Genomic DNA, 24,055 nt, shown 5'->3' on the forward strand with positions numbered 1-24,055 from the left:
GTGTTTATACAATTTATGATTTGATGATTTTACAGTCTTGCTTATTCCGGTTTCTCGCAAAGCTCGGTCAGGACACCGAGAGTTGACTTCGGATGCAGGAATGCAATGTTCAGACCTTCTGCACCTTTGCGGGGAGCTTTGTCTATAAGGCGGATACCTTTTTCTTCGACTTCGGCAAGCACACCGGCCACTCCGTCTTCAACGGCGAATGCGAGATGATGCATGCCACCGTTACCGTTGTTCTTTTCGATGAACTTGGCAATTGTGCTTTCGGGAGAAGTAGGTTCCAACAATTCGATCTTTACATCGCCCACTTTCAGGAAAGCGGTTCTAACTTTCTGATCTTCCACGGTTTCGATGTTGTAGCATTTCAAACCTAAAACGTTTTCGTAGTACGGAAGGGCTTCTTCAATGCTCTTAACGGCAATGCCCAGATGCTCAATGTGTGAAATCTTCATAACTATATAAATTAATGTTAGTATTGTATCCTTTTTAATAAAGGTATAAAGCAGCACAAAGAAAGAGAATTCTTCCTTAATAAAGAAATTTTTCATCAATTAATTAATGGTTAATTGAACTTTAGAAGGATTTTTTCAGACTTTAGATAGAGACCGGTTGTTTTCTTGATATCGTCCGCTAACGGACATCCCCACTGTCCGAAAATGAACACTTACCCCTCTATGAAACCTTTCCGGCCACTTGGCACACTCTTTGCTTTTCTGTTTGCGACAATTTTAAAGATTGAACATGAAAAAGAATATTTTACTTGCAGTTTGTTTTTTGATGCCGTTGGCAACCATGGCGCAGAATGATACTTTGGGACATGAACGCAATATTACGCTGTCGGAGGCCATTGTACTGGCCCGTACGCAGTCTGTGGATGCTGCTGTGGCATTGAATGAATTGAAAACCGCGTATTGGGAATACCGTACATTCCGTGCGGACTTGTTGCCGGAAGTGAATTTCACCGGTACACTACCCAACTATAACAAGTCCTACAGTACCTACCAGAATTCCGACGGCTCCTATAGCTTTGTCCGCAACAATACACTGGGGCTGTCCGGCCAGCTTTCGGTAGACCAGAACATTTGGTTTACGGGGGGTAAGCTGTCACTGACTTCTTCGCTGGATTATCTCAAACAGCTGGGTTCCGGGGGAGAGAAGCAGTTCATGTCAGTCCCCGTGAGCCTGGAGTTGACGCAGCCGGTCTTCGGAGTGAATACCTTGAAGTGGAACCGCCGTATAGAGCCCGTACGCTATGCTGAGGCAAAGGCCGAGTTCATTTCAGCTACGGAAGAGGTGACGATGAAAACCATCACTTATTTCTTTGAGTTGCTGCTGGCCAAAGAATCGCTCGCTACCGCCATGCAGAACAAGACGAATGCCGACCGCCTTTATGAAGTGGCCATAGCCAAACGTAAAATGGGACAGATATCCGAGAATGATTTGTTGCAGCTTAAACTGAATTCATTGCAGGGCAAGGCCGACGTGACTGAGGCAGAGAGCAACCTGAATGCAAAAATGTTCCAGCTCCGTTCTTTCCTCGGGGTGTCCGAGCAGGAAAGCCTGAATCCGGTGTTGCCCGCCACTGTTCCCGATATAAAGATGGAGTATGACCGTGTGCTGAACAAGGCACTGGAACGCAACTCCTTTGCACAGAACATTCGCCGCCGCCAGCTCGAAGCTGATTATGAAGTGGCAACGGCACGCGGAAACTTGCGCAGCATCGACCTCTTTGCCAGTGTGGGCTATACGGGGCAGAACCATGAATTCTCTTCAGCCTACCGGGACTTGCTTGATAATCAGATTGTGCAGGTAGGCGTCAAGATTCCTATCCTTGACTGGGGCAAGCGCCGCGGCAAGGTAAGGGTGGCAAAGAGCAACCGTGAAGTGGTCTTGTCCAGAATCCGTCAGGAACAGATGGACTTTAATCAGGACATCTTTTTGCTGGTGGCTAACTTCAACAACCAGGCGCAACAGCTGGACATAGCCGAAGAGGCGGATGTCATTGCTGAGAAGCGTTACAAGACCAGTGTAGAGACCTTTATGATAGGTAAAATCAGCACCCTGGACCTGAACGATGCACAGAACTCTAAAGACGAAGCCCGTCAAAAGCATATTTCAGAGCTGTACTACTATTGGTATTACTTCTATCAGCTCCGCAGCTTGACCCTTTGGGATTTTGAACGCGATACGGAATTGGAAGCTGATTTTGAAGAGGTGGTAAGAGGATAAGTCGACGGGTTGCAAGTGATAAGTTATGAATTATTTGCCGGTAAAAGTACCGTATATGCGATATTATAGGTAAATAACTTATAACTTATCATTCATAACTCTGCTTTTTTACTTATTTTTGCGGGAAACAAACTACAATTTTTATGATACTGATAATAGACGACGATAGTGCTGTGCGCTCTTCCCTCAGCTTTATGCTGAAGCGTGCCGGATATGAGGTGAAAACGGCTCCGGGCCCTCGCGAAGCTATGGATATAGTTAGGGCCGAAGCTCCCGCCTTGATTTTGATGGATATGAACTTCACTCTTTCCACTACCGGAGAAGAGGGACTTACCTTATTGAAGCAGGTAAAGGTGTTCCGTCCCGATGTGCCCGTTATTTTGATGACGGCATGGGGAAGTATCCAGCTTGCCGTGCAGGGTATGCAGGCCGGCGCATTCGATTTCATAACCAAGCCTTGGAACAATGCTGCTCTTTTGCAGCGCATCGAGACGGCCCTTGAACTTACGGCCGCCCCGAAAGAGGTGCCGGAAGAGCAGACTACCGCATTGAATCGCAGCCATATTATAGGTAAGTCCAAAGGGCTGATGGAAGTGCTGAACACAGTGGCTCGCATAGCCCGTACCAATGCTTCGGTGCTGATTACGGGCGAAAGCGGAACGGGCAAGGAGCTGATTGCCGAAGCCATCCATATCAACAGCCAACGCGTGAAGCAGCCCTTTGTCAAGGTGAACCTTGGTGGCATCTCGCAGAGCTTGTTCGAGAGCGAGATGTTCGGCCATAAGAAAGGGGCGTTTACCGATGCCAGTGCCGACCGTATAGGGCGTTTTGAAATGGCAAACAAAGGTACCATCTTCCTCGACGAGATTGGTGACCTCGACCCTTCCTGCCAGGTGAAACTGCTGCGCGTGCTTCAGGACCAGACATTCGAAGTGCTGGGCGATAGCCGTCCCCGCAAAGTCGATGTGCGCGTCGTTTCCGCCACTAATGCAGACCTCCGCAAGATGGTGTCCGAACGTACTTTCCGTGAAGACCTTTTTTACCGTATCAACCTGATTACCGTAAAACTGCCCTCCTTGCGGGAGCGCCGTGAAGATATTCCTTTGCTGGCACGTCACTTTGCCGACCGTCAGGCAGAGGTGAACGGCTTGCCGCGTACGGATTTCTCGGCCGACGCTCTGAATTTCCTTTCCCGCCTGCCTTATCCGGGCAACATTCGTGAGTTGAAGAATCTGGTGGAGCGTACCATTCTGGTCAGCGGCAAGCCGGTGCTGGATGCCACGGATTTCGATGCCCAATATCTGCGTCACGACGAACCGGCCAAAGCTGCCGAAGGTACTTCTTTTGCAGGTATGACCTTGGATGAAATAGAGCGGCAGACTATCTTGCAGGCGTTGGAACAGCATAAAGGGAATCTCAGTCAAGTGGCAGTGTCATTAGGCATCAGCCGCGCTGCGCTTTACAGACGTTTGGAAAAATATAATATTCAAGTCCCGTGCGCATAAAATTCTTTTTCTTCATACTTGTCCTTTTTCTGCTCGGTCTGGGTGGAATGCTGGTATATCTGCTGAGTGGAAAGCCTTCTTTGTATCTGTACGTGTTGGAGGGGCTCATCGGGTTTATCCTTATCTATCTGATAGTATTCTATAATAAGATAGTGAAGCCGATGAACACCATAGGCAGCGGTATGGAGTTGTTGCGCGAGCAGGATTTCAGTAGCCGTCTCAGCCGGGTAGGGCAGTACGAAGCAGACCGCATTGTGAATATCTTTAACCGAATGATGGAGCAGCTCAAGAATGAACGGTTGCGCATGCGCGAGCAGAATCACTTCTTGGATTTGCTGATTCAGGCATCTCCAATGGGGGTTATTATCCTGACAATGGACGATGAAGTGTCGCAACTGAATCCGATGGCGGTAAAGATGCTCGGTGTCCGTATGGAGGAGGCGATGGCAAAGCGGTTGGACCAGATGGACTCCCCGTTGGCTGCCGAACTTTCGTCCATTCCCAAAGACGAGACGGCAGTGGTCCGTCTCAATGATGCGAATATTTATAAATGCACCCATTCTTCTTTTATTGACAGAGGGTTCAAACATCCTTTTTTCTTGATAGAGCGTATGACGGAAGAAGTGATGCGTGCCGAGAAGCGTGCCTATGAAAAGGTAATCCGCATGATAGCTCATGAAGTGAACAATACCACTGCGGGCATCACTTCCACACTCGATACAGTGGAGCAGGCACTTTCTACAGAAGATGATATGGAGGACATCTGCGACGTGATGCGCGTTTGTACGGAGCGTTGTTTCTCGATGAGCCGTTTCATTACCCGTTTTGCAGATGTGGTAAAGATACCTGAACCTACCCTGGTGCCCGTCCAACTGAATGAGTTGGTGTCCATGTGCAAGCGTTTTATGGAAGGAATGTGCAATGACCGCAATATAGAGCTACGTCTGGAATGCGACCCGGAGGTGGGAATGGTGCGTATGGATGCTTCTCTTTTTGAGCAGGTGCTTGTGAATATCATCAAGAATGCTGCCGAAAGTATAGAGGGGGATGCCGGAGAAAACGGACAGCAAGGTGAGATAATAGTAAGGACCACTGCCCCCGCTTCTGTCGAAGTCGTTGACAATGGTCCGGGGATAAGTAAAGAGACCGAAGCTAAACTCTTCAGTCCCTTCTTTTCCACCAAGCCGAACGGGCAGGGAATTGGCCTGGTGTTTATCCGGGAAGTTTTGAGCCGTCATGGTTGCACGTTCTCCCTACGTACCTACAACGATGGATTGACCCGCTTCCGTATACTATTTAATTGAAATTTGAAAGTTTTACCTTTCACCTTTCAATTTCTGCTTTTAAAGAATTCTTTTGCATATTCGTCCAATATCCTTTTAATGCCTTGGCCGATGGTCGCATAGTCTTTCTCGTCCAGATTGGCGAGTGAGGCGCGCACGCTCCATTCGGGGCCGTCAAAACCACCGCCGTTCAGCAGCACCAGAGAGGTTTCTTTGGCAAGGCGGAAGACTACGTTCAGCGGGCTGTAGGTGCGTTTCAGATATTCTACAAAGTCGTCCCCATAGAACTTCTTTGCCCAAACCAGCATGTCGATTTCTGTATAATAACCTACACGCAACGGGTCTTCCGTCAGCGTGAAACCGGTATTCTCCCAAAGGGCATGCAATCGGCGGCGGATAATCTCCTGCATCTTTTGCTTGTATTTGTTTTCCTTGTCCAGCAGGGCAAAGGCGGCGAAAAGGCCCATCTGCATCTGTTGTGGCAATGACAGTCCGGCGGTATGGTTCAGTGCCACCTGGCGACTGTCGGCAACCATACGGTCGATAAACTTCAGTTTTTCAGGTTCCAGAGTGAGGGTGGAGTAGCGGCGGTGCAGAATCTCCCGTTTCTCTTTCGGCAGTTTGGCTATCAGCTTGTCGAACAGATTGAATTCGTGCAGGGCGATGACCGCATTGCGCCATCCGGTGGCACCGAAGTATTTGGAGAATGAATAGACGCAAAGCGTATTGTAGGGAATTTCTGCCATGAACGAACGGAAGTGCGGACTGAATGTACCGTATACGTCGTCTGTAATAATCATCAGATTAGGGTTGTCATTTCTGACGATACTCACGATGCGCGCCATTGTATCCGGACTGAGTGTGTAGCTGGGCGGATTACTGGGATTGGTGACAAAGAGGGCCTTGATTTTAGGGCTTTTCAAGCGGTCTATGTCTTCGTCGCTGTACTGCCAGAGGTGCATCCCTTCGTTATTCATGCGGTTGGCATGTATTTTGGTCACTCGAAACTGGTAGCGGCTGAGTTGTGGGATTTCAATATAGGGGGTAAAGGCAGGAACCATGAGGACGATGCCGTCCCCTTTGTTCAGCAGGAAGTTTTCCTGCAGGGAGTCGAAGATGTAGCACATGGCGGCTGTTCCACCTTCGGTGGCAAACAGGTCATAGGCACCCCGGGGAGGACGGTTGTCGCACATCTCTTGCGAAAGGTAATCTTGCACAAGGATTTCCGTAAAATGAAGGATGCGGTCGGGCACGGGATACTGGTCGCCTACAATGCTTTCGGCCCATTCGTGTACAAGGCTGTCGGGGTCGGCGGCATGCTGCATCAGCAGGTAGTTGTAGGTTTGTTCCAGCAATTTGGCGCCCGGTACGTTATTGTTCTTTTTCAGGAAGGCTTCGAAGCGAGAGGCAATGCCTTTTTTTTCGGGGATGCCTGCAATGCCCTCGGGCAAATCCATGATGCGACGGCACTCTTCCAAGCCGAAGCTTCCCAATAGGAAAAAGGCCTCGCGTGGAGCGGTTGCAATCCAGTTGGGGTTGCCGCGCCCTGCGTTCAGCATGGTACGGGCGGTTTTCTTCAGACTTTCGTCTGCCATGTCTATCAGGCGGTTCTTCAGTTCGAAAGGACTGATAGATTCCATTTTCTTTTCTAAAAGTTTTGTATCCATAAGCTCAAGTTTAGGTTCGTTATTTATTGTTTTCAGTCATTCGGTGAATAATCTTTGTTCATGTGGCATACTATTTCTTTCCTTGCTTGAAATTAATCGTCCGATATATGTTTCCTTTTCGTCCGACAGTTGTTGAATCATCGTCCGACAACTGTTGAATTATCGTCCGACAGCTGTCGGATGAATAGCTATTAGTGAATGGGTATATAGTCGCTTGCATTTCCGGCAATAATTCTTTGAATGCTCTGGATTAGTAAGCATTGGTACAGAATCGTCTTATATTAGCAAAACGATGACTACACCCCATATTATTAATAAGGTATTGCCCACGGCATAGGTCACGGTGTATCCCAGAGCAGGCGTTTCGCTCTCAACGGCATCCTGCACCGCGCCTAAAGCGGCCGTAGTGGTACGTGCCCCTGCGCAGACGCCCAAAGCCAGTGCCGGATGGAACTTGAAAACATACCTTGCCAGCAGCAAGCCGATAATCAGCGGCAGGGTGGTGGCTGCTGCTCCCACCAGAAACAGGCTGATACCTACGTCGTGGAAGCCCTGCACGAAACTGGGACCTGCCGAAATGCCCACTACCGCGATGAACATGTTCAGACCGACATTGTTCAACACCCATTGTGAAGGTTCGGGAATGCGCCCGAAGGTGGGGTGCTTACTGCGGAGCCAGCCGAAGAACAAGCCCGCAATCAATGCGCCGCCGCTTGTGCTCAAGCTGATGGGGATGCCGCCGATATGGACGGAAAGTGCTCCGAACAAACCTCCGACAAGGATACCCAGGCCTACGAATATCATATCCGTCTGGTTGGTAGGACGGTCTATATACCCTAGACGTTTGGCTGCTGCTTCCACTTCCTGCCTGGTACCTACCACTTCGATGACGTCGCCGGCATCTACTACCGTTTGTGCCAGCACGGGAATGGATATTCCGGCGCGCTTGATGCTCCGGATACTGACACCGTGCATGAACTTTTCCCTTCGGATAGCTGCAACCGTCTTGCCGGCAACCGTCTTGCGTGTGATTGTAACCGGTAACTTTTCGGCAGGAAAATCCAGGAGCTGGGCATCTTGTACTTCCGGCCCTATCCAGCTTTCTTCGCCTATGATGTATTCGCGGCGTCCGCTTAGCACTACTTCGTCTCCCGGCTCTATCTGTATGTTCATGCTGACTTCCACCACAACTCCGGATTTGCGGAGGCGTTCCACAAATAGACGTTTGTCGTGCTGCCGGAAGTAGACTTCCAGGTCAATCACCCGCTTTCCATTCTTGAACCATTCGTTTTCGACCCGGTAGGCACGGAAAGTGACGGGGCGTGCCGCCGGCATGAATCCCGGTTCGTCAGCCAGAGAGCTGCCCATCTTCGCCTCCAGTTCCTTGCAGGCGGCTTTCACCTTTTCCAGCCCGCCTAGCATCTTGGGACCGATGGATGATAGGACCCATGCCGAGCCTGCCGTACCGAAAATGTAGGTGACGGCGTAGGATACGGGAATGATGTTGACGTAACTTTGTCGTTGGGCCTCGTCCAGTCCCATATTGGCCATGGTGTCTTCTGCCACTCCGATGACGGCGGAGATGGTTTGCGAACCGGCCAGCAGTCCGGCAGCTTCACCGGCATTGTAGCCCATCATCAGGGCCAGCAGCCAGGTCACTAACAGTACGGATACACACATCAGTACGGCAAAGCCTACTTGGGGTAATCCGTCCTTTTTCAGTCCGCGGAAGAACTGGGGACCCACTTTATAGCCCACGGCAAAAAGGAAAAGCAGAAAAAATACCGACTTTATCGGACCCGGTACGGCTATATTCAGTTGCCCTACCAGTACGCCTACAAGCAGTACACTGGTCACTGTGCCCAGCGTAAACTTACCGATACGCAGTTTCCCCAGCCAGAATCCCAGGAATATAGTGAGGAAAATGGCAAGTTCGGGGCGTTCCCTGAGCTGGTTGAAAATCCATTCCATAATCAAGTTGTTTAGGTTATATATTGGTTGTTCCGATGCTTTCTGGAGCGTCGTTTCGCTATACAACGGCTTTTAACGGGAAGTGTTTTATACAAAAGGAGTTTTTTAGAACATTTATTCCGTAAAACCGAACTTTAAGAAAAAGTTTTCTTCCGTACCTTTGCCATCCAAATTAGGTAAAACAAGGTATGAAGTTGTTTTTTAGGGTATTTCTGCTTATCCAGCTGGTTACTCTTCCATTGAGAGCACAATATATGGTGCAAGGCGTTGTCACCGATTCGTTGACGAAGGAGCCGTTGCCTTATACGTCAGTTTATCTGAAAGGAACTACGGAGGGAGGGATGACGGACAATAACGGCCGTTTTTCCTTCAAGACCTATCGCCCGGAGGCCACGCTGGTCATTTCGGCCGTGGGATATAATGAATATGTCCGGCTGATTCATCCTGCAAAGTCTTCTAAGTTCAATATTGCCCTTTCGCCAGCCACTTATGCACTGGATGAGGTGGTGGTGAAGCCGAAACGTGAACGGTATAAGAAAAAGGATAATCCCGCAGTGGAGTTTGTACGCAAGATGATAGAGCATCGGGATGACTATTCGCCCGACGAACGCGACTTCTGGAAACGTGACCGCTATGAAAAGATGACTTTTGCCATCAATAACTTCGACAGCTTGAAGCAACAGAAGTGGCTTTACCGTAAGTTCAAGTTTCTGACGGATTATGTCGATACCTCTGCCGTTACCGGCAGGCCGGTACTGGCCATCTCCAACCGTGAGTTGCTTGCCACAGACTATTACCGCAAGTCTCCGCATAGCCGGAAACAGTGGGTCACCGCCCGCAGGCAGGCAGGAATGGACGAAATGCTTTCCCAGCAGGGTATGGAGCAGGCTATCAGTGTCACCATGACCGATGTAGACCTTTATGAGAACAACATCACCTTGTTCACCAATAAGTTTGTCAGTCCGCTTTCCTCCCTTGGGCCGTCTTTCTACAAATATTATCTGATGGATACGCTTACCGTTGCCGGAAAGCCTTGTGTTGACTTGACATTTGTCCCTTTCAACTCCGAGTCGTTCGGTTTTACGGGACATTTATACGTCATGCTGGACAGTACCTATTTTGTAAAGCGTGCCGTCATGAACTTTCCTCAGAAAATAAATCTGAACTTTGTGGACTACATGAAGATTGAACAGAATTTTGACCGCGCGGAGGACGGTACGAGGCAGTTGCTCAATGAGAGTATCACTACGGAGTTCAAGTTGGTGGACAATAGTGACGGTATTTATGCCAAGCGGGATGTGTATTACAGAAATTATCAGTATGAACCGGATGACAAGGCTCTGCAGGCTTTCCGAAAACCGGAAAAGGTGATTGAAGAGACATCGGCTTCCGGCTATTCGGAAGCATATTGGGATGCCAACCGCCAGGTGGAAGTCAGCAAGAAAGAAACTTCGGTGGACAAGATGATGGCCCAGTTGCGCAGCTATCCCGTTTATTTCTGGACGGAGAAAGTGTTGAAGGTGCTGTTCACGGGGTATATTCCCGCTCCGAAGGAAAAAGAACCTTTGTTCTATATCGGTATGATGAATACCACCATCAGCGGAAATACACTGGAAGGGGTGCGCTTGCGTGCCGGCGGTATGACGACGGCATGGCTCAATCCGCATCTGTTCGGTAGGGGGTATATGGCATACGGTTTTCGCGACCATCGTGTAAAAGGACTTGCCGAACTGGAATATTCTTTTCATAAGAAGAAGGAATATGCCAATGAATTTCCTATACATTCGTTGAAGCTCCGTTACTTGTCAGATGTCAATCAATATGGACAACACTATCTTTATACCAGTCAGGACAATGTTTTTCTTGCTTTGAAACGTCAGAAGGATGACCGTATCGGTTATCAGCGGAAGGCGGAACTGACCTATACCAATGAGTTCCATTCCGGCTTTTCCGTACAGATGACGGCGCGCCTGCGTAAAGATGAATCATCCCATCTGATTCCTTTCGTCAAGCAGGATGACCGTAATACGTATGTAAAAAGTATTTCGACCAGTGAGCTGGAATTGAAGCTGCGCTATGCTCCCAACGAGAAATTCTTCCAGACCCAATGGAACCGTTTCCCCGTTTCGCTGGATGCTCCGGTCTTTTCGCTTACACATACCATGGCTGCCAAAGGGGTACTGGGAGGAGACTATACCTATCACTATACGGAAGCGGGTTTTCAAAAGCGTTTCTGGTTCTCGGCATTCGGTTATACGGACGTTATCCTGAAAGCCGGAAAAGTCTGGAATAAGGTTCCTTTCCCTTTGCTCGTCATTCCCAACGCGAACTTGTCCTATACCATACAGCCCGAGTCCTATTCACTGATGAATGCCATGGAATTCATGAACGATGAATACGCTTCCTGGGATGTGACCTATTACTTGAACGGCTGGCTCTTCAACCGTATTCCTTTGTTGAAAAAGTTGAAATGGCGTGAAGTGCTTTCCTGTCGCGGCTTGTATGGGAATTTGAGTGATAAGAATAATCCGGCTTTTCAGCAGGATTTGTTCCGTTTTCCTGCCGGCAGCACTACAATGGGGCATACGCCATACGTAGAGGCAGGTGTAGGTGTTGAAAATATTTTCAAAGTATTGCGTGTCGATTATGTATGGCGTTTGACTTACCGAAATTTACCAAATATCGACAAATCCGGGCTCAGAATCAGTCTACACATGACATTTTAACTTAAATCTTACTAATAGGACATTAAATCGGATAAAATGACTAATCCCAATTGAGTAAAATACCCTAAATTTGAGCAATTTTTTAAACTCTAAATAATACAATGGCAATGAAAGAAAACATTAAGCCGGCAACCGGACGCCTGGGCGTGCTGGTAGTCGGAGTAGGTGGTGCGGTTGCAACCACCATGATTACCGGTACATTAGCTGCTCGCAAGGGCTTGGCAAAAGCTATAGGCTCAATCACACAAATGGCTGCTATGCGCATGCAGGATGGCAAGGAAAAACTTATCAAAGACATAGTGCCTTTGGCTGATTTGAATGATATCGTTTTCGGCGGTTGGGACATTTTCCCGGACAACGCCTACGAAGCTGCTATGTATGCCGAGGTTTTGAAAGAGAAAGACTTGAATTTGGTAAAAGACGAACTGCAAGCCATCAAGCCGATGCCTGCTGCATTCGACCACAATTTTGCAAAACGTTTGAACGGTACGCATATTAAGAAGGCTGCTACTCGCTGGGAAATGACAGAGCAGTTGCGTGAGGATATCCGTAACTTCAAGGCAGCCAATAACTGCGAGCGTATTGCTGTGCTGTGGGCTGCAAGTACCGAAATATATATTCCTCTGTCCAAGGAGCACGAATCTCTCGCTGCTTTGGAACAGGCAATGAAGGAAAACAATACTGAAGTAATCTCTCCGAGTATGTGCTATGCATACGCTGCCATTGCAGAAGGCGCTCCGTTTATTATGGGTGCTCCTAATCTGTGTGTGGATACTCCAGCCATGTGGGAATTCTCCAAGAAAATGAATGTGCCCATTTCCGGTAAGGACTTCAAGAGTGGCCAGACTTTGATGAAGACGGTGCTTGCTCCGATGTTCAAGACCCGTATGTTGGGTGTAAGCGGCTGGTTCTCTACGAATATTCTGGGTAACCGTGACGGCGAGGTACTCGACCAACCGGAGAACTTCAAGACAAAAGAGGTCAGCAAGCTGTCTGTTATCGACAATATCTTCGAACCGGAGAAATATCCTGACTTGTACGGTGATGTTTATCATAAGGTACGCATTAACTACTATCCTCCTCGTAAGGATAACAAGGAAGCATGGGACAACATCGATATTTTCGGCTGGATGGGCTATCCGATGGAAATCAAGGTTAACTTCCTGTGTCGCGACTCCATTCTTGCTGCTCCCATCGCGCTCGACTTGGTTATTTTCAGTGATTTGGCATTGCGTGCAGGCATGTGCGGCATCCAGACGTGGCTGTCCTTCTTCTGCAAGAGCCCGATGCACGATTTCGAGCATGAGCCGGTACACGATTTGTTCCAGCAATGGCGCATGGTGAAAGAGACTCTCCGCAACATGGTGGGTGAAACTGCACCAAGTTATCTGGATTAAAAAAACAGTGATAAGGTGATAGAAATAAGGTGGTAAGGTGATAGAGTGATAGCACTTTACCACTTTATCACTTTTATTACTTTATTGCATTTATCACTTTACCGTTTTTATCGCATTTATCACCTCATTACTTTTTTGATGAAGAAACCCTCCCTCCTCCCAGTCATTATCGGTACGGGCTTTGGCTCGGGCTTTTCTCCTTTTGCACCCGGCACTGCGGGAGCTTTGCTGGCTACGCTTATCTGGTTCGGGTTGTCTTATCTGGTTTCAAGTGTCTGCCTTTTGTGGCTGACAGTAGCATTGATTTTGGTATTTACACTTGCCGGTATCTGGGCTGCCAACCGCCTGGAGGTATCTTGGGGCGAAGACCCTTCGCGCGTGGTGGTCGATGAAATGGTCGGTGTGTGGATTGCTTTGCTTGCAGCGCCTGCCGGACACGTATGGTATGCGTTGGGAGCGTTTGTCTTGTTCCGCTTGTTTGATATATTCAAGCCCTTGGGCATTCGCCGTATGGAAAGTCTGCCGGGTGGAATCGGGGTAATGATGGACGATATTCTGTCCGGAGTCTACGGATTTATAATTTTGATTGTGGCAAGATGGATAATCAGTTGAAATCAAATGGCAAAGGTGTGTCGTGGCGCCATTCTGTCTGGATCTTCTTCAAGGCCCAGATTTCTGCGCAATTCGCAAGCTTTGTCGATTTTCTGGTGACTATCCTTCTGGTAAAGGCTTTTGCTGTTTTTTATCTTTATGCCACATTCACGGGTTCCGTGGTAGGAGGCATTGTAAACTGTGCCATTAATTACGGATGGGTGTTCCATGCCGAAGACTGTAAGAAAACGCATGTTGCCGTGAAATATCTCTTTGTCTGGGGAGGCAGCATTATACTGAATACCTGGGGCACTTTTGCACTGACCGAGTGGCTTACGGGCATGACATGGGTCAATGGGCTGTTGGGATATTATATAGACAATGTATTTATTCTGTCAAAGATAATAGTAGCAGTGCTGGTAGCTTTTTTTTGGAACTACCATCTGCAACGTTTTTTCGTTTATCGTAATCACAATATAAAAGGCTTTCTGAAACATTATTTAGAGAACAAAAAAGACGAATATGAATTATAGAGATTGGTTGCAGCAGGTGATATACAAGATTATCAATCCTGTGGTGCATGGTATGATTAGAATTGGCATTACGCCTAACTTTATTACGACTACGGGGCTGGTACTGAATATCGTGGCGGCTGCCTTGTTTGTGTATGCCGGGGTGTACAAGAGTGGTGAACTGGCCTATGTGGGCTGGGGAGGCGGTATTGTGCTCTTTGCCGGGTTGTTTGACATGATGGACGGACGTGTGGCACGCGTGGGTAAAATGAGTTCTACTTTCGGTGCGCTCTACGACTCCGTACTCGACCGTTACAGCGAGCTCGTGACATTGTTCGGCATCTTCTATTACCTGATGCTGCAAGGCTATTTGTGGGGCTCCATCATTACATTCATTGCGCTGATAGGTTCGCTGATGGTGAGTTACGTGCGTGCCCGTGCCGAAGGTTTGGGGCTGGAGTGTAAAGTCGGTTTCATGCAGCGCCCCGAACGCGTTGTGCTGACTGCCCTCGGTGCCATGTTCTGCGGTATCTTTGGTGATTGTACTTTATTCGACCCGATGCTGATACTAATTGTGCCTATGGCAGTGATTGCAATATTGGCGAATTTGACGGCATTTGCCCGCTTGGCGCATTGCTATAAACTACTGAAAGACAAGGAATGAAAAATAGTTTGTTTCCCTCTGTGAGAGAGGCAGTGCTGGTGATTGTCATCACAGCGTTTTTCCTGATTCTGACAGCGGTCTGTATCGGGCTTCGTCCGGAACATTTCCTGATGGGGGGTGTATTTCTGTTATTGTTCTTTGCCGGACAGACAACCCGTAAGTTGGCAGTGGCGCTGTTGCCGTTTTTCATATTCGGCATTTCGTATGACTGGATGCGCGTATATCCCAATTACCAGGTGAATCCCATTGATGTAAAAGGACTTTATGAGGCAGAAAAATCCCTTTTTGGCTTGTCTGTAGACGGTGCTGTCCTTATCCCTTGTGAGTATTTTGCTTTGAACCATTGTCCTGTTGCCGATTTCTTTGCCGGGATATTCTATCTCTGTTGGGTACCGGTTCCCATTGCATTCGGGTTGTGGCTCTATCTGAAGGGTGACCGTAAGGTATATCTTCGTTTTGCGATGGTGTTCCTGCTGGTTAATCTCATCGGTTTTGCCGGCTATTACATCCATCCCGCTGCTCCGCCCTGGTATGCCATGAATTATGGTTTCGAGCCGATACTCGACACTCCGGGCAATGTGGCAGGCTTAGGGCGCTTTGACGAATTGCTGGGATGCTCCATCTTCAACTCCATTTACGGAAGGAATGCCAATGTATTTGCGGCAGTGCCCTCGCTCCATGCCGCCTATATGGTGGTGGCTTTGGCCTACGCGGTTATGGACCGCAGCAAAAAGTGGTTGATAGCGTTGTTTGCGGTGATTATGGTCGGTATCTGGTGGACGGCTGTCTATTCGGGACACCATTATCTGATTGATGTGATGCTGGGCATCTCTTGTGCATTGCTGGGTATTTTTGTTTTTGAGAAAGGACTGATGAAGTGGGGAGCGTTCGGACGCTTCTTTGAAAGATACAGTCGATACATTAAATAAGGTATACAATGAATAATTTTGTTTTTTATAGTCCTACAGAGTTTGTCTTTGGCAAGAATACTGAAGTGCAAGTCGGTGCATTGGCGCGTAAGTATGGTGCACAAAAAGTGATGATAGTATATGGAGGCGGTTCTGTTGTACGGAGTGGTCTGCTGGATAGGGTGAAGCAATCCTTGCAGGAAGCCGGTGTGGCTTATTGCGAAATGGGAGGTGTCCAGCCCAATCCCATTGACGGGAAGGTATACGAAGGTATTCAGCTTTGCCGTCGTGAGCAGGTGGATATGATGCTTCCTGTGGGAGGTGGTTCGGTCATAGATACGGCAAAGGCCATTGCTGCCGGAGCCCTCTATGATGGGGACTTCTGGGATTTCTTTATCGGTCGTGCCAAGGTGGAGAAAGCGTTGAAAGTAGCCGTGGTGCTGACTATCCCGGCTGCCGGAAGCGAGGGTTCGGGCAATACGGTAATTACCAAGACAGAGACACTCCAAAAACTGGGTCTCTGTGCCCCCGAGCATTTGCGTCCCGTATTTTCCATCATGAATCCTGAACTGACCTACACCCTCCCGGCTTATCAGACGGCTTGTGGCATTGCCGACATGATGGCCCACATCATGGAGCGTTACTTCACGAATACACCGGATGTGGAAATCAGCGACCGGCTTTGTGAAGGCACCTTGACAGCTATCATTAAAGAAGCTTACCGGGTGAAACAGCAACCGGACAACTATGCCGCGCATGCCAACATTATGTGGTGTGGCACTGTGGCGCATAATGGAACTTGTGGAGTAGGGCGTGAGGAAGACTGGGCATCCCATGCACTGGAACATGAAATCAGTGCTATCTATAATGTAGCCCACGGTGCCGGCTTGGCTGTAATCTTCCCTGCCTGGATGGCTTTTATGGCGGAACATAATCCGGCAAAGATAGCCCAGTTTGCCCATCGTGTTTTTGATATACCCAAGTCCGAAGATTTGGAAGAGATGGCTTTGGCAGGTACTGCCCGACTGAAACACTTTTTCCGTTACATGGGCTTGCCGGTTGGCTTTAAGGAGTTGGGTATCGAGCATCCCGATATAGACCGTATGCTCGTCAGTCTGCGGCGCAATAAAGGCGAACTGCTTGGCAACTACGTGAAGCTGACCATGACTGATTGCAGGGAAATCTATCGTTTGGCTTTATAACGAAAGGCATGTTTGGGGAGAGCTCCCCCAAAGCAAGAGCTAAAAAAGACGGCGAAGATAAATACCCTTCGCCGTCTTTTTTATTTGATTTCGATTTCTTCCTTCATGTCTATCTCTTCCCCTTGCAGGTCGTAGAATACATATTCCAGGAATGCTAATTTCTGGTTTGGAATAATCTTGATACCGAATCCGTACTTCATCTGCCACTTCCGTTTCAAGGAGACGAGTCCCTGATTGACGTAGGCTGCGATGTACGGGTGGATGTGTAACGAGAATTTCTTTATCTTCAATTTGTTGACCAGGTAGTCAATCTTACTCTCTAAGGTGTCCGTAAAGAGGATGGACGATTTGATGGTGCCTTTACCGAAGCAGGTGGGGCAGGTTTCCGTCGTATTTACATCCATAGCCGGGCGTACACGCTGGCGTGTAATCTGCATCAGTCCGAATTTACTGAGCGGCAGGATGTTGTGACGTGCTCTGTCTTTCTGCATGTTGGCACACATACGTTCGTAAAGCTTCTGTCGGTTTTCGGCTTCATTCATGTCGATGAAGTCCACCACGATGATACCACCCATATCCCTTAGTCTGAGCTGGCGTGCCAGTTCGTCGGCTGCACCCAGATTCACTTCCAGTGCGTTGGCCTCCTGCCCGTTGGCATTCTTGGTGCGGTTACCGCTGTTCACGTCTACTACGTGAAGCGCCTCAGTATGCTCAATAATCAGGTAGGCACCACTTTTGTATGAAATGGTCTTGCCGAATGATGACTTGATTTGTTTGGTGATACCAAAATTGTCGTAAATGGGGAGTTGACCTTTGTACAGCTTCACGATTCCTGCCCGTTCAGGGGCGATGAGGGTTACGTAATCCTTGATTTCGTGGTACACAGCCTCGTTGTTCACGTGGATGTTTTCGAAGGAAGGATTGAACAAGTCGCGCAACAGTCCTACGGCACGGCTGGTTTCTTCGTAAATCAGTGTCGGAAATTTGGTGGCCTTCTGTACTTTTGTAATGGCATCTTCCCAATGTTTCAGTAATACTTTAAGCTCTCCGTCGAGTTCGGCAACACGTTTTCCTTCGGCCACGGTGCGGACGATGACGCCGAAGTTTTTCGGCTTGATACTCATCAGCAGTTGCTTGAGGCGTGCGCGCTCTTCGCTCGATTTAATTTTTTGTGATACGGAAACCTTGTCATTGAAGGGAATCAGCACGAGGTATCTTCCGGCAAAGGAAAGCTCGGAAGTCAGTCGCGGCCCTTTGGTAGAGATAGGTTCCTTGACAATTTGCACCACTACTTCTTGTCCCACCTTGAGTGTGTTGGAAACCGTTCCGTCCTTTTCAAGGTCGGGAAGTATGGTTGCTTTGGTAATGGGATTCAGCTTCTTCTTGTCGCTTAAAGTTTGCTTTACGTACTTCTCTAACGAGTTAAATTGAGGACCTAGGTCCAGATAATGAAGAAAAGCGTCTTTCTCGTAACCCACGTCCACGAAGCAGGCATTCAGGCCGGGCATCAATTTCTTGACGCGTCCCAAATACATGTTGCCCACCGAAAAGGAGATGTTTCTTCCTTCGCTCTGGAGTTCCACCAGCTGCTTGTCTTCAAGCAGTGCAATGGATACCTCTTTGGGCTGTACGTCTACAACGAGTTCGCTTGTCACAATAATTGGCTTTTAAATGATTCTATTTACTACTTAAACAAAGAACAAACCCGCGAGACATTTTGCTTCACAAGTTTGTTCTTTATTTTGTCCTTTAGACTAAAAATTACTTTTTGCTTTTATGTCTGTTCTTTCTTAGTCTTTTTTTACGCTTGTGCGTAGACATTTTATGTCTTTTTTTCTTCTTTCCGCTTGGCATAGCTTCAAAATTTTTATGGGTTAATACTATTGTTTATTATTTCTTCACTGAGAGGGTGAACGTTTTTGCAGGCTTAAATGCCGGAATGTTATGTTCCGGAATGATTATTGTAGTGTTCTTGGAGATGTTGCGTGCAGTTTTCTGAGCTCTTTTCTTCACTACAAAACTACCAAACCCGCGGAGGTAAACATTTTCATCTTTGGATAAAGATGCCTTTACTGCGTCCATGAATGCTTCAACGGTTGTAAGTACGGTTGTCTTATCAATTCCGGTGTTCTTTGTAATTTCGTTTACAATATCAGCTTTAGTCATTTTTCTTTAAAAAAAATATTATTACTATAGTTTTCCTAATTTTTTGGACTGCAAATATATAGCTTTTCCGTGGCTCTAAAAAATATATTTCGGACAATTTTCTAAAAAAGTCTTGGCATTAAGCTTTGTTAGGCTGAAAATGAAGTATTTTTGCAGCATGAATATTTTTAGCGGAACATTGTTGGACTGGTATGCGGAGAACAAACGCGACCTTCCGTGGCGAAATACCACGGACCCTTATCTGATATGGATTTCTGAAATCATCTTACAACAGACAAGAGTGGCGCAGGGGTATGAGTATTTTCTGCGTTTCATAAAACGCTTCCCGGATGTGGTGTCGCTGGCTGCTGCGTCCGAGGACGAAGTGATGAAATATTGGCAGGGCCTGGGGTACTATTCGCGTGCCCGCAACCTGCATGCCGCAGCCAAAAGCATGAAGGGGACATTTCCGAAAACCTATGCAGAGGTACGTGCTTTGAAGGGAGTGGGGGATTATACGGCAGCGGCCATCTGCTCCTTTGCCTATGACATGCCTTATGCGGCGGTCGACGGGAATGTGTATCGGGTGCTTTCCCGCTATTTCGGCATCGATGTTCCCATTGATTCTACTGAAGGGAAAAAGACTTTTACCGCTTTGGCGAGTGAGGTGCTCGATAAATCCAGGCCGGCAGATTATAACCAGGCAATTATGGACTTCGGAGCCGTGCAGTGTACGCCGCAGTCGCCCAACTGTCTGTTTTGTCCTTTGTCCGGCAGCTGCCGGGCATTGTCTGAAGGAAAGGTGCAGCAACTGCCCGTGAAGCAGCACAGAACCAAGACCACCAACCGCTATTTTAATTATATATATGTACGCATGGGCGCGCATACCTTGATACATAAGAGGACGGAGGACGATATCTGGAAAAATCTCTTTGAATTGCCTCTGGTTGAAACGGAAAAAGATTTATCCGAAGAGGAATTTCTGGCATGTCCGCAGTTTCATGCGCTGTTTGCAGAGGGAGAGGTACGGATGGTCCGTATACTGCTTCGGGGGGTGAAGCACGTATTGTCCCACAGAGTGATTTACACCAACTTCTACGAGGTTACTCTGCCCGATAATTCGAGCTCCTTCTCAAGTTACCAACGGGTTGCAGTCGAAGATTTGGGCCGTTATGCGGTACCCCGGCTGATACATGCTTTCTTGGAGAAATATGTATAAAAGTTGTTTGTATTCTTGCATGGTGTGAATATTCTCGTTAATTTTGGCAGCAAATTAATAAAATAGAAGCTTATGTCAGTAAATAAAGTGATATTGATAGGAAATGTGGGACAAGACCCTAAAATAACCTATTATGAAGGTGGAAACTGTGTTGCCCAGCTTTCTTTGGCCACTACGGAGAAAGGATACACTTTGCAGAATGGTACGCAGATTCCGGACCGTACCGAATGGCATAACCTGATATTCCGTGGCCGTTTAGGCGAAATCGTTGAGAAATATGTGCATAAAGGCGATAAGCTTTACGTGGAAGGTAAGATACGTACCCGTTCTTACGATGACCAGGGAGGCATCAAGCGTTATGTGACTGAGATATTTGTCGACAATATGGAGATGCTGACTCCGAGAACGGCAACTCCCGGTGCTGGCCCTTATGCGCCGCAGGCGGGAGCCGCCCCCCAGCCACAACAACCAGTACAACCGCAGGCTGCCCCTGCACAAGATAACCCGACGGACGACTTGCCGTTCTAATTGTTTAACTAAAACCAAAATCTTTGGACCCAGACGCTTATTTATGCCAGTTGGCAGATGTTTTTAACGGTATATCCGTACAGACTCCTTCTATTTCGGCCGTTGTAGCCATTGTGTTGGCAGGTTTGCTTTTGCTTGTTTCCGGTTTTGCATCAGCTTCCGAAATAGCCTTTTTCTCTCTTTCTCCGTCAGACCTGAATGCAATAGCGGAGAGAAAGCATCCTTCGGATGAGAAAATCAGTAATCTGCTGGACAACAGCGAACGTTTGTTGGCAACGATTCTGATTACGAACAACTTCGTGAATGTAACCATAATCATGCTCTGCAACTTCTTCTTTATGAATGTGTTCCAATTTCATTCTCCCATTGCAGAGTTCCTCATTCTGACAGTAGTCCTTACATTTTTGCTGTTGCTTTTCGGTGAAATCATGCCTAAGATATATTCGGCTCAGAAGACGCTGGCTTTCTGCCGTTTTGCCGCTCCCGGCATCACGTTTTGCCGTTCCGTATTCTATCCGATGGCATCTATGCTGGTACGTTCCACCTCTTTCCTGAACAAGCATATGGTCCGCAAGAACCATAACATATCGGTCGATGAACTCTCGCATGCGTTGGAGCTGACCGACAAGGCAGAGCTTTCGGAGGAGAATAATATTCTGGAAGGTATCATCCGCTTTGGCGGGGAAACGGCCAAGGAGGTCATGACCTCTCGCCTTGATGTGGTGGACCTGGATATCCGTACCCCTTTCAAAGATGTGGTGAAGTGTATCGTAGAGAATGTCTACTCCCGTATTCCCATCTATGCGGATAGCCGTGACAATATCAAGGGGGTGCTTTATATCAAGGACTTGCTTCCCCATCTGAACAAAGGGGATAATTTCCGCTGGCAGTCGCTTATCCGGCCCGCCTATTTTGTGCCCGAAACCAAGATGATTGATGATTTGCTGCGCGATTTCCAGGCAAACAAGATTCATATAGCCATTGTGGTCGATGAGTTCGGTGGTACGTCGGGCATTGTCACCATGGAGGACATTATTGAGGAGATTGTGGGCGAAATTCATGACGAATACGATGATGAAGAACGTACATATGCCGTACTGAATGACTACACTTGGGTATTTGAAGCCAAGACCCAGCTGACTGATTTCTATAAAATAACGAAGATAGACGAGGAAACGTTCGATGAGGTGGCAGGGGATGCCGATACGCTTGCCGGACTTCTGCTGGAACTGAAGGGGGAATTTCCTGCTCTCCATGAAAAGGTGACCTACGGCCGTTATGAGTTTGAGGTGTTGGAGATGGACAACCGCCGTATCCTGAAAGTGAAGTTCACAGTAAATGCCCCGGCAGAACCCAACTCTTCTTCCCTTTAATTTTTAATTATTAATTTTTAAATTGTTCCGTGCCCCTCTTCTTGCAACATACCGCTCTTCCCTGTCGATGGGGAATTTGGAAAACGGAGGAATCTCCGGAGGAATTGCTGGCCATGCTTCCTCATCAGGAAGTATACCGGGAAGGTATGCGGCGCTTCACCGCGGCACACCGCCGTTTGGAGTGGCTGGCTGTCCGCGTATTGCTTTATACTCTGTCGGGAGAAGAGAAAGAGATTGCCTATCATCCCAGTGGGAAACCTTATCTGGCGGATGACTCCGCCTCTCTCAGTATTTCGCATACGAAAGGTTATGTGGCTGTTGTCTTGGGATTGCCGGGTCGGGAAGTGGGTGTTGACATCGAGCAGTATGGTGAGCGGGTAAGGAAGGTGGCACATAAATTCATGCGCGAAGATGAACAGCCATCCGTGTTTCGCGGAACCGACACTTGGTCACTGTTGCTGCACTGGTCGGCTAAGGAGACCATGTTCAAATGCCTGAATGCTTCCGAGGTTGATTTTCGCGGGCACATGCGCATTCTGCCTTTTGCTGTAAATGAAAGCGGCGTATTCTCCGCCGAAGAATATCGTACGGTGGAGAAACGCCGGTTCACTATTCATTATTATTTGTTTCCGGATTTTGTCTTGACATTGAGTCTGTAAATCTCTTACAGCCTTTCCAGTTGTACCGTGAAGTGTCTCATCAACGGAGCTTCCCAGGTGATGCGCACTCCGCGGGTAATACTTTCCCGTTTGTCATATACATTTTTCAAAGCGGCTGCCACCACATCCATGTGGTTGTTGGTATACACGCGGCGGGGGATGGCAAGCCGGAGCAAGTCCAGGCCGTTGAAGCGGTTTTCGCGGGTCACCGGGTCGCGGTCTGCCAGCAGATACCCGATTTCGCAGCCGCGTATGCCTGCTTCCAGATAGAGCTCAGCGGTCAGTGTTTGTGCCGGGAATTCTTCTTTGGGCACATGTGTCAGCACTTTGGGGGCATCCACAAATATGGCATGGCCGCCTGCGGGACGTTGGTAGGGTATCCCGTACTCATCCAGTTTCATGGCTAGATAGCCCACCTGGTGAATGCGGGTTTCCAGATTGTCAAATTCAGTATTTTCATCCAGGCCGATGGCAAGGGCGTTCATGTCACGACCGTTCATGCCTCCGTAAGTAAGGTAGCCTTCGAACTGCACGCAGAAGCCTTTGGCACCTTCATACCAGTCTTTCCGGCGGGTGGCTATGAATCCGCCCATGTTGACAATACCGTCTTTTTTGGCACTCATCGTCATACCGTCGGCAAGGTCAAACATCTCGCGGGTAATTTCCTTTATGCTCTTGTTGCGGTAACCTTCTTCTCTCATTTTGATGAAGTAGGCATTTTCCGCAAAGCGTGCCGAGTCAAAGAGAACGGGCTTGCCGTACTTGTCGGCAATGGCGCGGACTTCGCGCAGGTTCTGCATGGAAACCGGCTGGCCGCCTGCAGTGTTGTTGGTTATGGTGACGATGACGAACGGTATCCGTTCGCTATGTTCCTGTAATGCTTTTTCCAGTTTTTTAGGGTCTACATTGCCTTTGAAGGGAATTTCCAGCTGTGTCTGTTTGGCTTCGTCTATGGTGCAATCCAGAGCCAATGCCCGGCGTCCCTCGATATGTCCTTTGGTGGTGTCGAAGTGGGAGTTTCCCGGCACAATGTCGCCCTCGTGCACCAGATAGGAGAAGAGTACATTTTCGGCAGCGCGTCCCTGGTGGGTGGGGATAATGTATTCAAATCCGGTGAGGCGGGTGATGACTTCCTTCAGTTTGAAGAATGAGGTGGCTCCGGCATAGCTTTCGTCACCCAGCATCATGCCTGCCCATTGGCGGTCGCTCATGGCTCCGGTGCCCGAGTCGGTGATGAGGTCGATATAAACTTGTTCCGATTTGAGTTGGAATACGTTGTAGTGGGCCTCTTTCAGCCATTGTTCGCGTTCCTGGCGGGTACTTTTGCGGATAGGTTCCACCATTTTGATTTTCCATGCTTCGGCAAATGGTAATTCCATAGACTCTGTATCTTTAATAATTTGACAATAGGTTAACGGATAAACCGATTATTGCAGTTTAATGTGCCGAATTTAGGCAAAATCTATGTAA

20 protein-coding genes are annotated in these 24,055 nt (G+C 48.1%); 14 read left to right on the top strand and 6 right to left on the bottom strand.

Features of this window, described 5'->3' with window-relative positions:
- Positions 1–41 precede the first annotated feature (41 nt).
- Entirely contained in the window at positions 42–458 is a 417-nt protein-coding gene (mce, locus tag DWX62_RS07770; protein WP_119962058.1) for a methylmalonyl-CoA epimerase, read from the bottom strand.
- Between the two features lie 289 nt (positions 459–747).
- Here mce and DWX62_RS07775 point away from each other — a divergent pair, with 289 nt between their 5' ends.
- The 3 genes from DWX62_RS07775 (at position 748) to DWX62_RS07785 (ending at position 5,044) form a co-directional block, all read left to right on the top strand.
- Positions 748–2,235 (top strand): TolC family protein, encoded by a 1,488-nt coding sequence (locus DWX62_RS07775; RefSeq protein ID WP_057088060.1) that lies wholly within the window; start codon positions 748–750, stop codon positions 2,233–2,235.
- Between the two features lie 143 nt (positions 2,236–2,378).
- A complete protein-coding gene (locus DWX62_RS07780; protein WP_005835956.1) occupies positions 2,379–3,740 on the top strand; it encodes a sigma-54 dependent transcriptional regulator in 1,362 nt (453 codons plus the stop codon).
- Entirely contained in the window at positions 3,731–5,044 is a 1,314-nt protein-coding gene (locus DWX62_RS07785) for an ATP-binding protein (protein ID WP_009036792.1), read from the top strand. Before DWX62_RS07780 ends, DWX62_RS07785 begins: the two co-directional genes overlap by 10 nt.
- 26 nt (positions 5,045–5,070) lie before the next feature.
- Here DWX62_RS07785 and aspD read toward each other — a convergent pair whose 3' ends face one another.
- Positions 5,071–6,690, bottom strand: a complete 1,620-nt coding sequence (gene aspD, locus DWX62_RS07790) for an aspartate 4-decarboxylase (protein WP_009036793.1) — start codon at positions 6,688–6,690, stop codon at positions 5,071–5,073.
- Between the two features lie 276 nt (positions 6,691–6,966).
- On the bottom strand, positions 6,967–8,661 hold the full coding sequence (aspT, locus tag DWX62_RS07795; RefSeq protein ID WP_119979490.1) for an aspartate-alanine antiporter: 1,695 nt from the start codon (positions 8,659–8,661) through the stop codon (positions 6,967–6,969).
- Between the two features lie 188 nt (positions 8,662–8,849).
- On the opposite strand from aspT, the gene DWX62_RS07800 reads away from it, so the two are divergent.
- The 7 genes from DWX62_RS07800 (at position 8,850) to DWX62_RS07830 (ending at position 16,661) form a co-directional block, all read left to right on the top strand.
- Positions 8,850–11,387 carry a DUF5686 and carboxypeptidase-like regulatory domain-containing protein gene (locus DWX62_RS07800; protein ID WP_120172689.1) on the top strand — a complete coding sequence of 846 codons (2,538 nt, stop codon included), beginning with the start codon at positions 8,850–8,852 and terminating at the stop codon, positions 11,385–11,387.
- 107 nt (positions 11,388–11,494) lie between these two features.
- Positions 11,495–12,784, top strand: a complete 1,290-nt coding sequence (locus tag DWX62_RS07805; protein WP_005835961.1) for an inositol-3-phosphate synthase — start codon at positions 11,495–11,497, stop codon at positions 12,782–12,784.
- Positions 12,785–12,922: 138 nt separating this feature from the next.
- Positions 12,923–13,396: a phosphatidylglycerophosphatase A gene (locus tag DWX62_RS07810; protein ID WP_034523126.1), complete on the top strand. Its 474-nt coding sequence runs from the start codon at positions 12,923–12,925 to the stop codon at positions 13,394–13,396.
- The gene (locus DWX62_RS07815) at positions 13,381–13,908 is read left to right on the top strand and encodes a GtrA family protein (protein WP_005826761.1); all 528 of its coding nucleotides are present in this window, start codon (positions 13,381–13,383) and stop codon (positions 13,906–13,908) included. The genes DWX62_RS07810 and DWX62_RS07815 overlap by 16 nt, the downstream gene beginning before the upstream one ends.
- The gene (locus DWX62_RS07820) at positions 13,898–14,551 is read left to right on the top strand and encodes a CDP-alcohol phosphatidyltransferase family protein (protein ID WP_005826758.1); all 654 of its coding nucleotides are present in this window, start codon (positions 13,898–13,900) and stop codon (positions 14,549–14,551) included. Before DWX62_RS07815 ends, DWX62_RS07820 begins: the two co-directional genes overlap by 11 nt.
- Positions 14,548–15,480 carry a phosphatase PAP2 family protein gene (locus DWX62_RS07825; RefSeq protein ID WP_005835967.1) on the top strand — a complete coding sequence of 311 codons (933 nt, stop codon included), beginning with the start codon at positions 14,548–14,550 and terminating at the stop codon, positions 15,478–15,480. The genes DWX62_RS07820 and DWX62_RS07825 overlap by 4 nt, the downstream gene beginning before the upstream one ends.
- Before the next feature lie 8 nt (positions 15,481–15,488).
- On the top strand, positions 15,489–16,661 hold the full coding sequence (locus DWX62_RS07830) for an iron-containing alcohol dehydrogenase (RefSeq protein WP_120172690.1): 1,173 nt from the start codon (positions 15,489–15,491) through the stop codon (positions 16,659–16,661).
- 80 nt (positions 16,662–16,741) lie between these two features.
- On the opposite strand, the gene DWX62_RS07835 is transcribed toward DWX62_RS07830, so the two are convergent.
- Positions 16,742–18,316, bottom strand: coding sequence for an Rne/Rng family ribonuclease (locus DWX62_RS07835; RefSeq protein WP_005826752.1), 1,575 nt, complete (start codon positions 18,314–18,316; stop codon positions 16,742–16,744).
- 235 nt (positions 18,317–18,551) lie between these two features.
- Positions 18,552–18,827: an HU family DNA-binding protein gene (locus DWX62_RS07840; RefSeq protein WP_005826750.1), complete on the bottom strand. Its 276-nt coding sequence runs from the start codon at positions 18,825–18,827 to the stop codon at positions 18,552–18,554.
- A 157-nt stretch (positions 18,828–18,984) separates the two neighbouring features.
- Here DWX62_RS07840 and mutY point away from each other — a divergent pair, with 157 nt between their 5' ends.
- From mutY to DWX62_RS07860, 4 genes are all read left to right on the top strand, one after another.
- Positions 18,985–20,025 carry an A/G-specific adenine glycosylase gene (gene mutY, locus DWX62_RS07845; RefSeq protein ID WP_120172695.1) on the top strand — a complete coding sequence of 347 codons (1,041 nt, stop codon included), beginning with the start codon at positions 18,985–18,987 and terminating at the stop codon, positions 20,023–20,025.
- Between the two features lie 72 nt (positions 20,026–20,097).
- Positions 20,098–20,553: a single-stranded DNA-binding protein gene (gene ssb / locus DWX62_RS07850; protein WP_005826745.1), complete on the top strand. Its 456-nt coding sequence runs from the start codon at positions 20,098–20,100 to the stop codon at positions 20,551–20,553.
- Positions 20,554–20,576: 23 nt separating this feature from the next.
- Positions 20,577–21,926: a gliding motility-associated protein GldE gene (gene gldE / locus DWX62_RS07855; RefSeq protein ID WP_120172691.1), complete on the top strand. Its 1,350-nt coding sequence runs from the start codon at positions 20,577–20,579 to the stop codon at positions 21,924–21,926.
- Between the two features lie 29 nt (positions 21,927–21,955).
- The gene (locus DWX62_RS07860; protein ID WP_005826741.1) at positions 21,956–22,585 is read left to right on the top strand and encodes a 4'-phosphopantetheinyl transferase superfamily protein; all 630 of its coding nucleotides are present in this window, start codon (positions 21,956–21,958) and stop codon (positions 22,583–22,585) included.
- Positions 22,586–22,590: 5 nt separating this feature from the next.
- On the opposite strand, the gene DWX62_RS07865 is transcribed toward DWX62_RS07860, so the two are convergent.
- Positions 22,591–23,964 carry a tryptophanase gene (locus tag DWX62_RS07865; protein ID WP_005826739.1) on the bottom strand — a complete coding sequence of 458 codons (1,374 nt, stop codon included), beginning with the start codon at positions 23,962–23,964 and terminating at the stop codon, positions 22,591–22,593.
- Positions 23,965–24,055: the final 91 nt, after the last annotated feature.

The sequence above is a fragment of the Bacteroides sp. AF20-13LB genome, assembly GCF_003603065.1.
Lineage (GTDB): Bacteria > Bacteroidota > Bacteroidia > Bacteroidales > Bacteroidaceae > Bacteroides > Bacteroides uniformis.

Excerpts from the sequence above, each read along its gene's own strand:
- mce (WP_119962058.1), bottom strand. The coding sequence starts at position 458 with ATGAAGATTTCACACATTGAGCATCTGGGCATTGCCGTTAAGAGCATT.
- DWX62_RS07775 (WP_057088060.1), top strand. The coding sequence starts at position 748 with ATGAAAAAGAATATTTTACTTGCAGTTTGTTTTTTGATGCCGTTGGCA.
- DWX62_RS07780 (WP_005835956.1), top strand. The coding sequence starts at position 2,379 with ATGATACTGATAATAGACGACGATAGTGCTGTGCGCTCTTCCCTCAGC.
- aspD (WP_009036793.1), bottom strand. The coding sequence starts at position 6,690 with ATGGATACAAAACTTTTAGAAAAGAAAATGGAATCTATCAGTCCTTTC.
- aspT (WP_119979490.1), bottom strand. The coding sequence starts at position 8,661 with ATGGAATGGATTTTCAACCAGCTCAGGGAACGCCCCGAACTTGCCATT.
- DWX62_RS07800 (WP_120172689.1), top strand. The coding sequence starts at position 8,850 with ATGAAGTTGTTTTTTAGGGTATTTCTGCTTATCCAGCTGGTTACTCTT.
- DWX62_RS07805 (WP_005835961.1), top strand. The coding sequence starts at position 11,495 with ATGAAAGAAAACATTAAGCCGGCAACCGGACGCCTGGGCGTGCTGGTA.
- DWX62_RS07810 (WP_034523126.1), top strand. The coding sequence starts at position 12,923 with ATGAAGAAACCCTCCCTCCTCCCAGTCATTATCGGTACGGGCTTTGGC.
- DWX62_RS07815 (WP_005826761.1), top strand. The coding sequence starts at position 13,381 with ATGGATAATCAGTTGAAATCAAATGGCAAAGGTGTGTCGTGGCGCCAT.
- DWX62_RS07820 (WP_005826758.1), top strand. The coding sequence starts at position 13,898 with ATGAATTATAGAGATTGGTTGCAGCAGGTGATATACAAGATTATCAAT.
- DWX62_RS07825 (WP_005835967.1), top strand. The coding sequence starts at position 14,548 with ATGAAAAATAGTTTGTTTCCCTCTGTGAGAGAGGCAGTGCTGGTGATT.
- DWX62_RS07830 (WP_120172690.1), top strand. The coding sequence starts at position 15,489 with ATGAATAATTTTGTTTTTTATAGTCCTACAGAGTTTGTCTTTGGCAAG.
- DWX62_RS07840 (WP_005826750.1), bottom strand. The coding sequence starts at position 18,827 with ATGACTAAAGCTGATATTGTAAACGAAATTACAAAGAACACCGGAATT.
- mutY (WP_120172695.1), top strand. The coding sequence starts at position 18,985 with ATGAATATTTTTAGCGGAACATTGTTGGACTGGTATGCGGAGAACAAA.
- ssb (WP_005826745.1), top strand. The coding sequence starts at position 20,098 with ATGTCAGTAAATAAAGTGATATTGATAGGAAATGTGGGACAAGACCCT.
- DWX62_RS07865 (WP_005826739.1), bottom strand. The coding sequence starts at position 23,964 with ATGGAATTACCATTTGCCGAAGCATGGAAAATCAAAATGGTGGAACCT.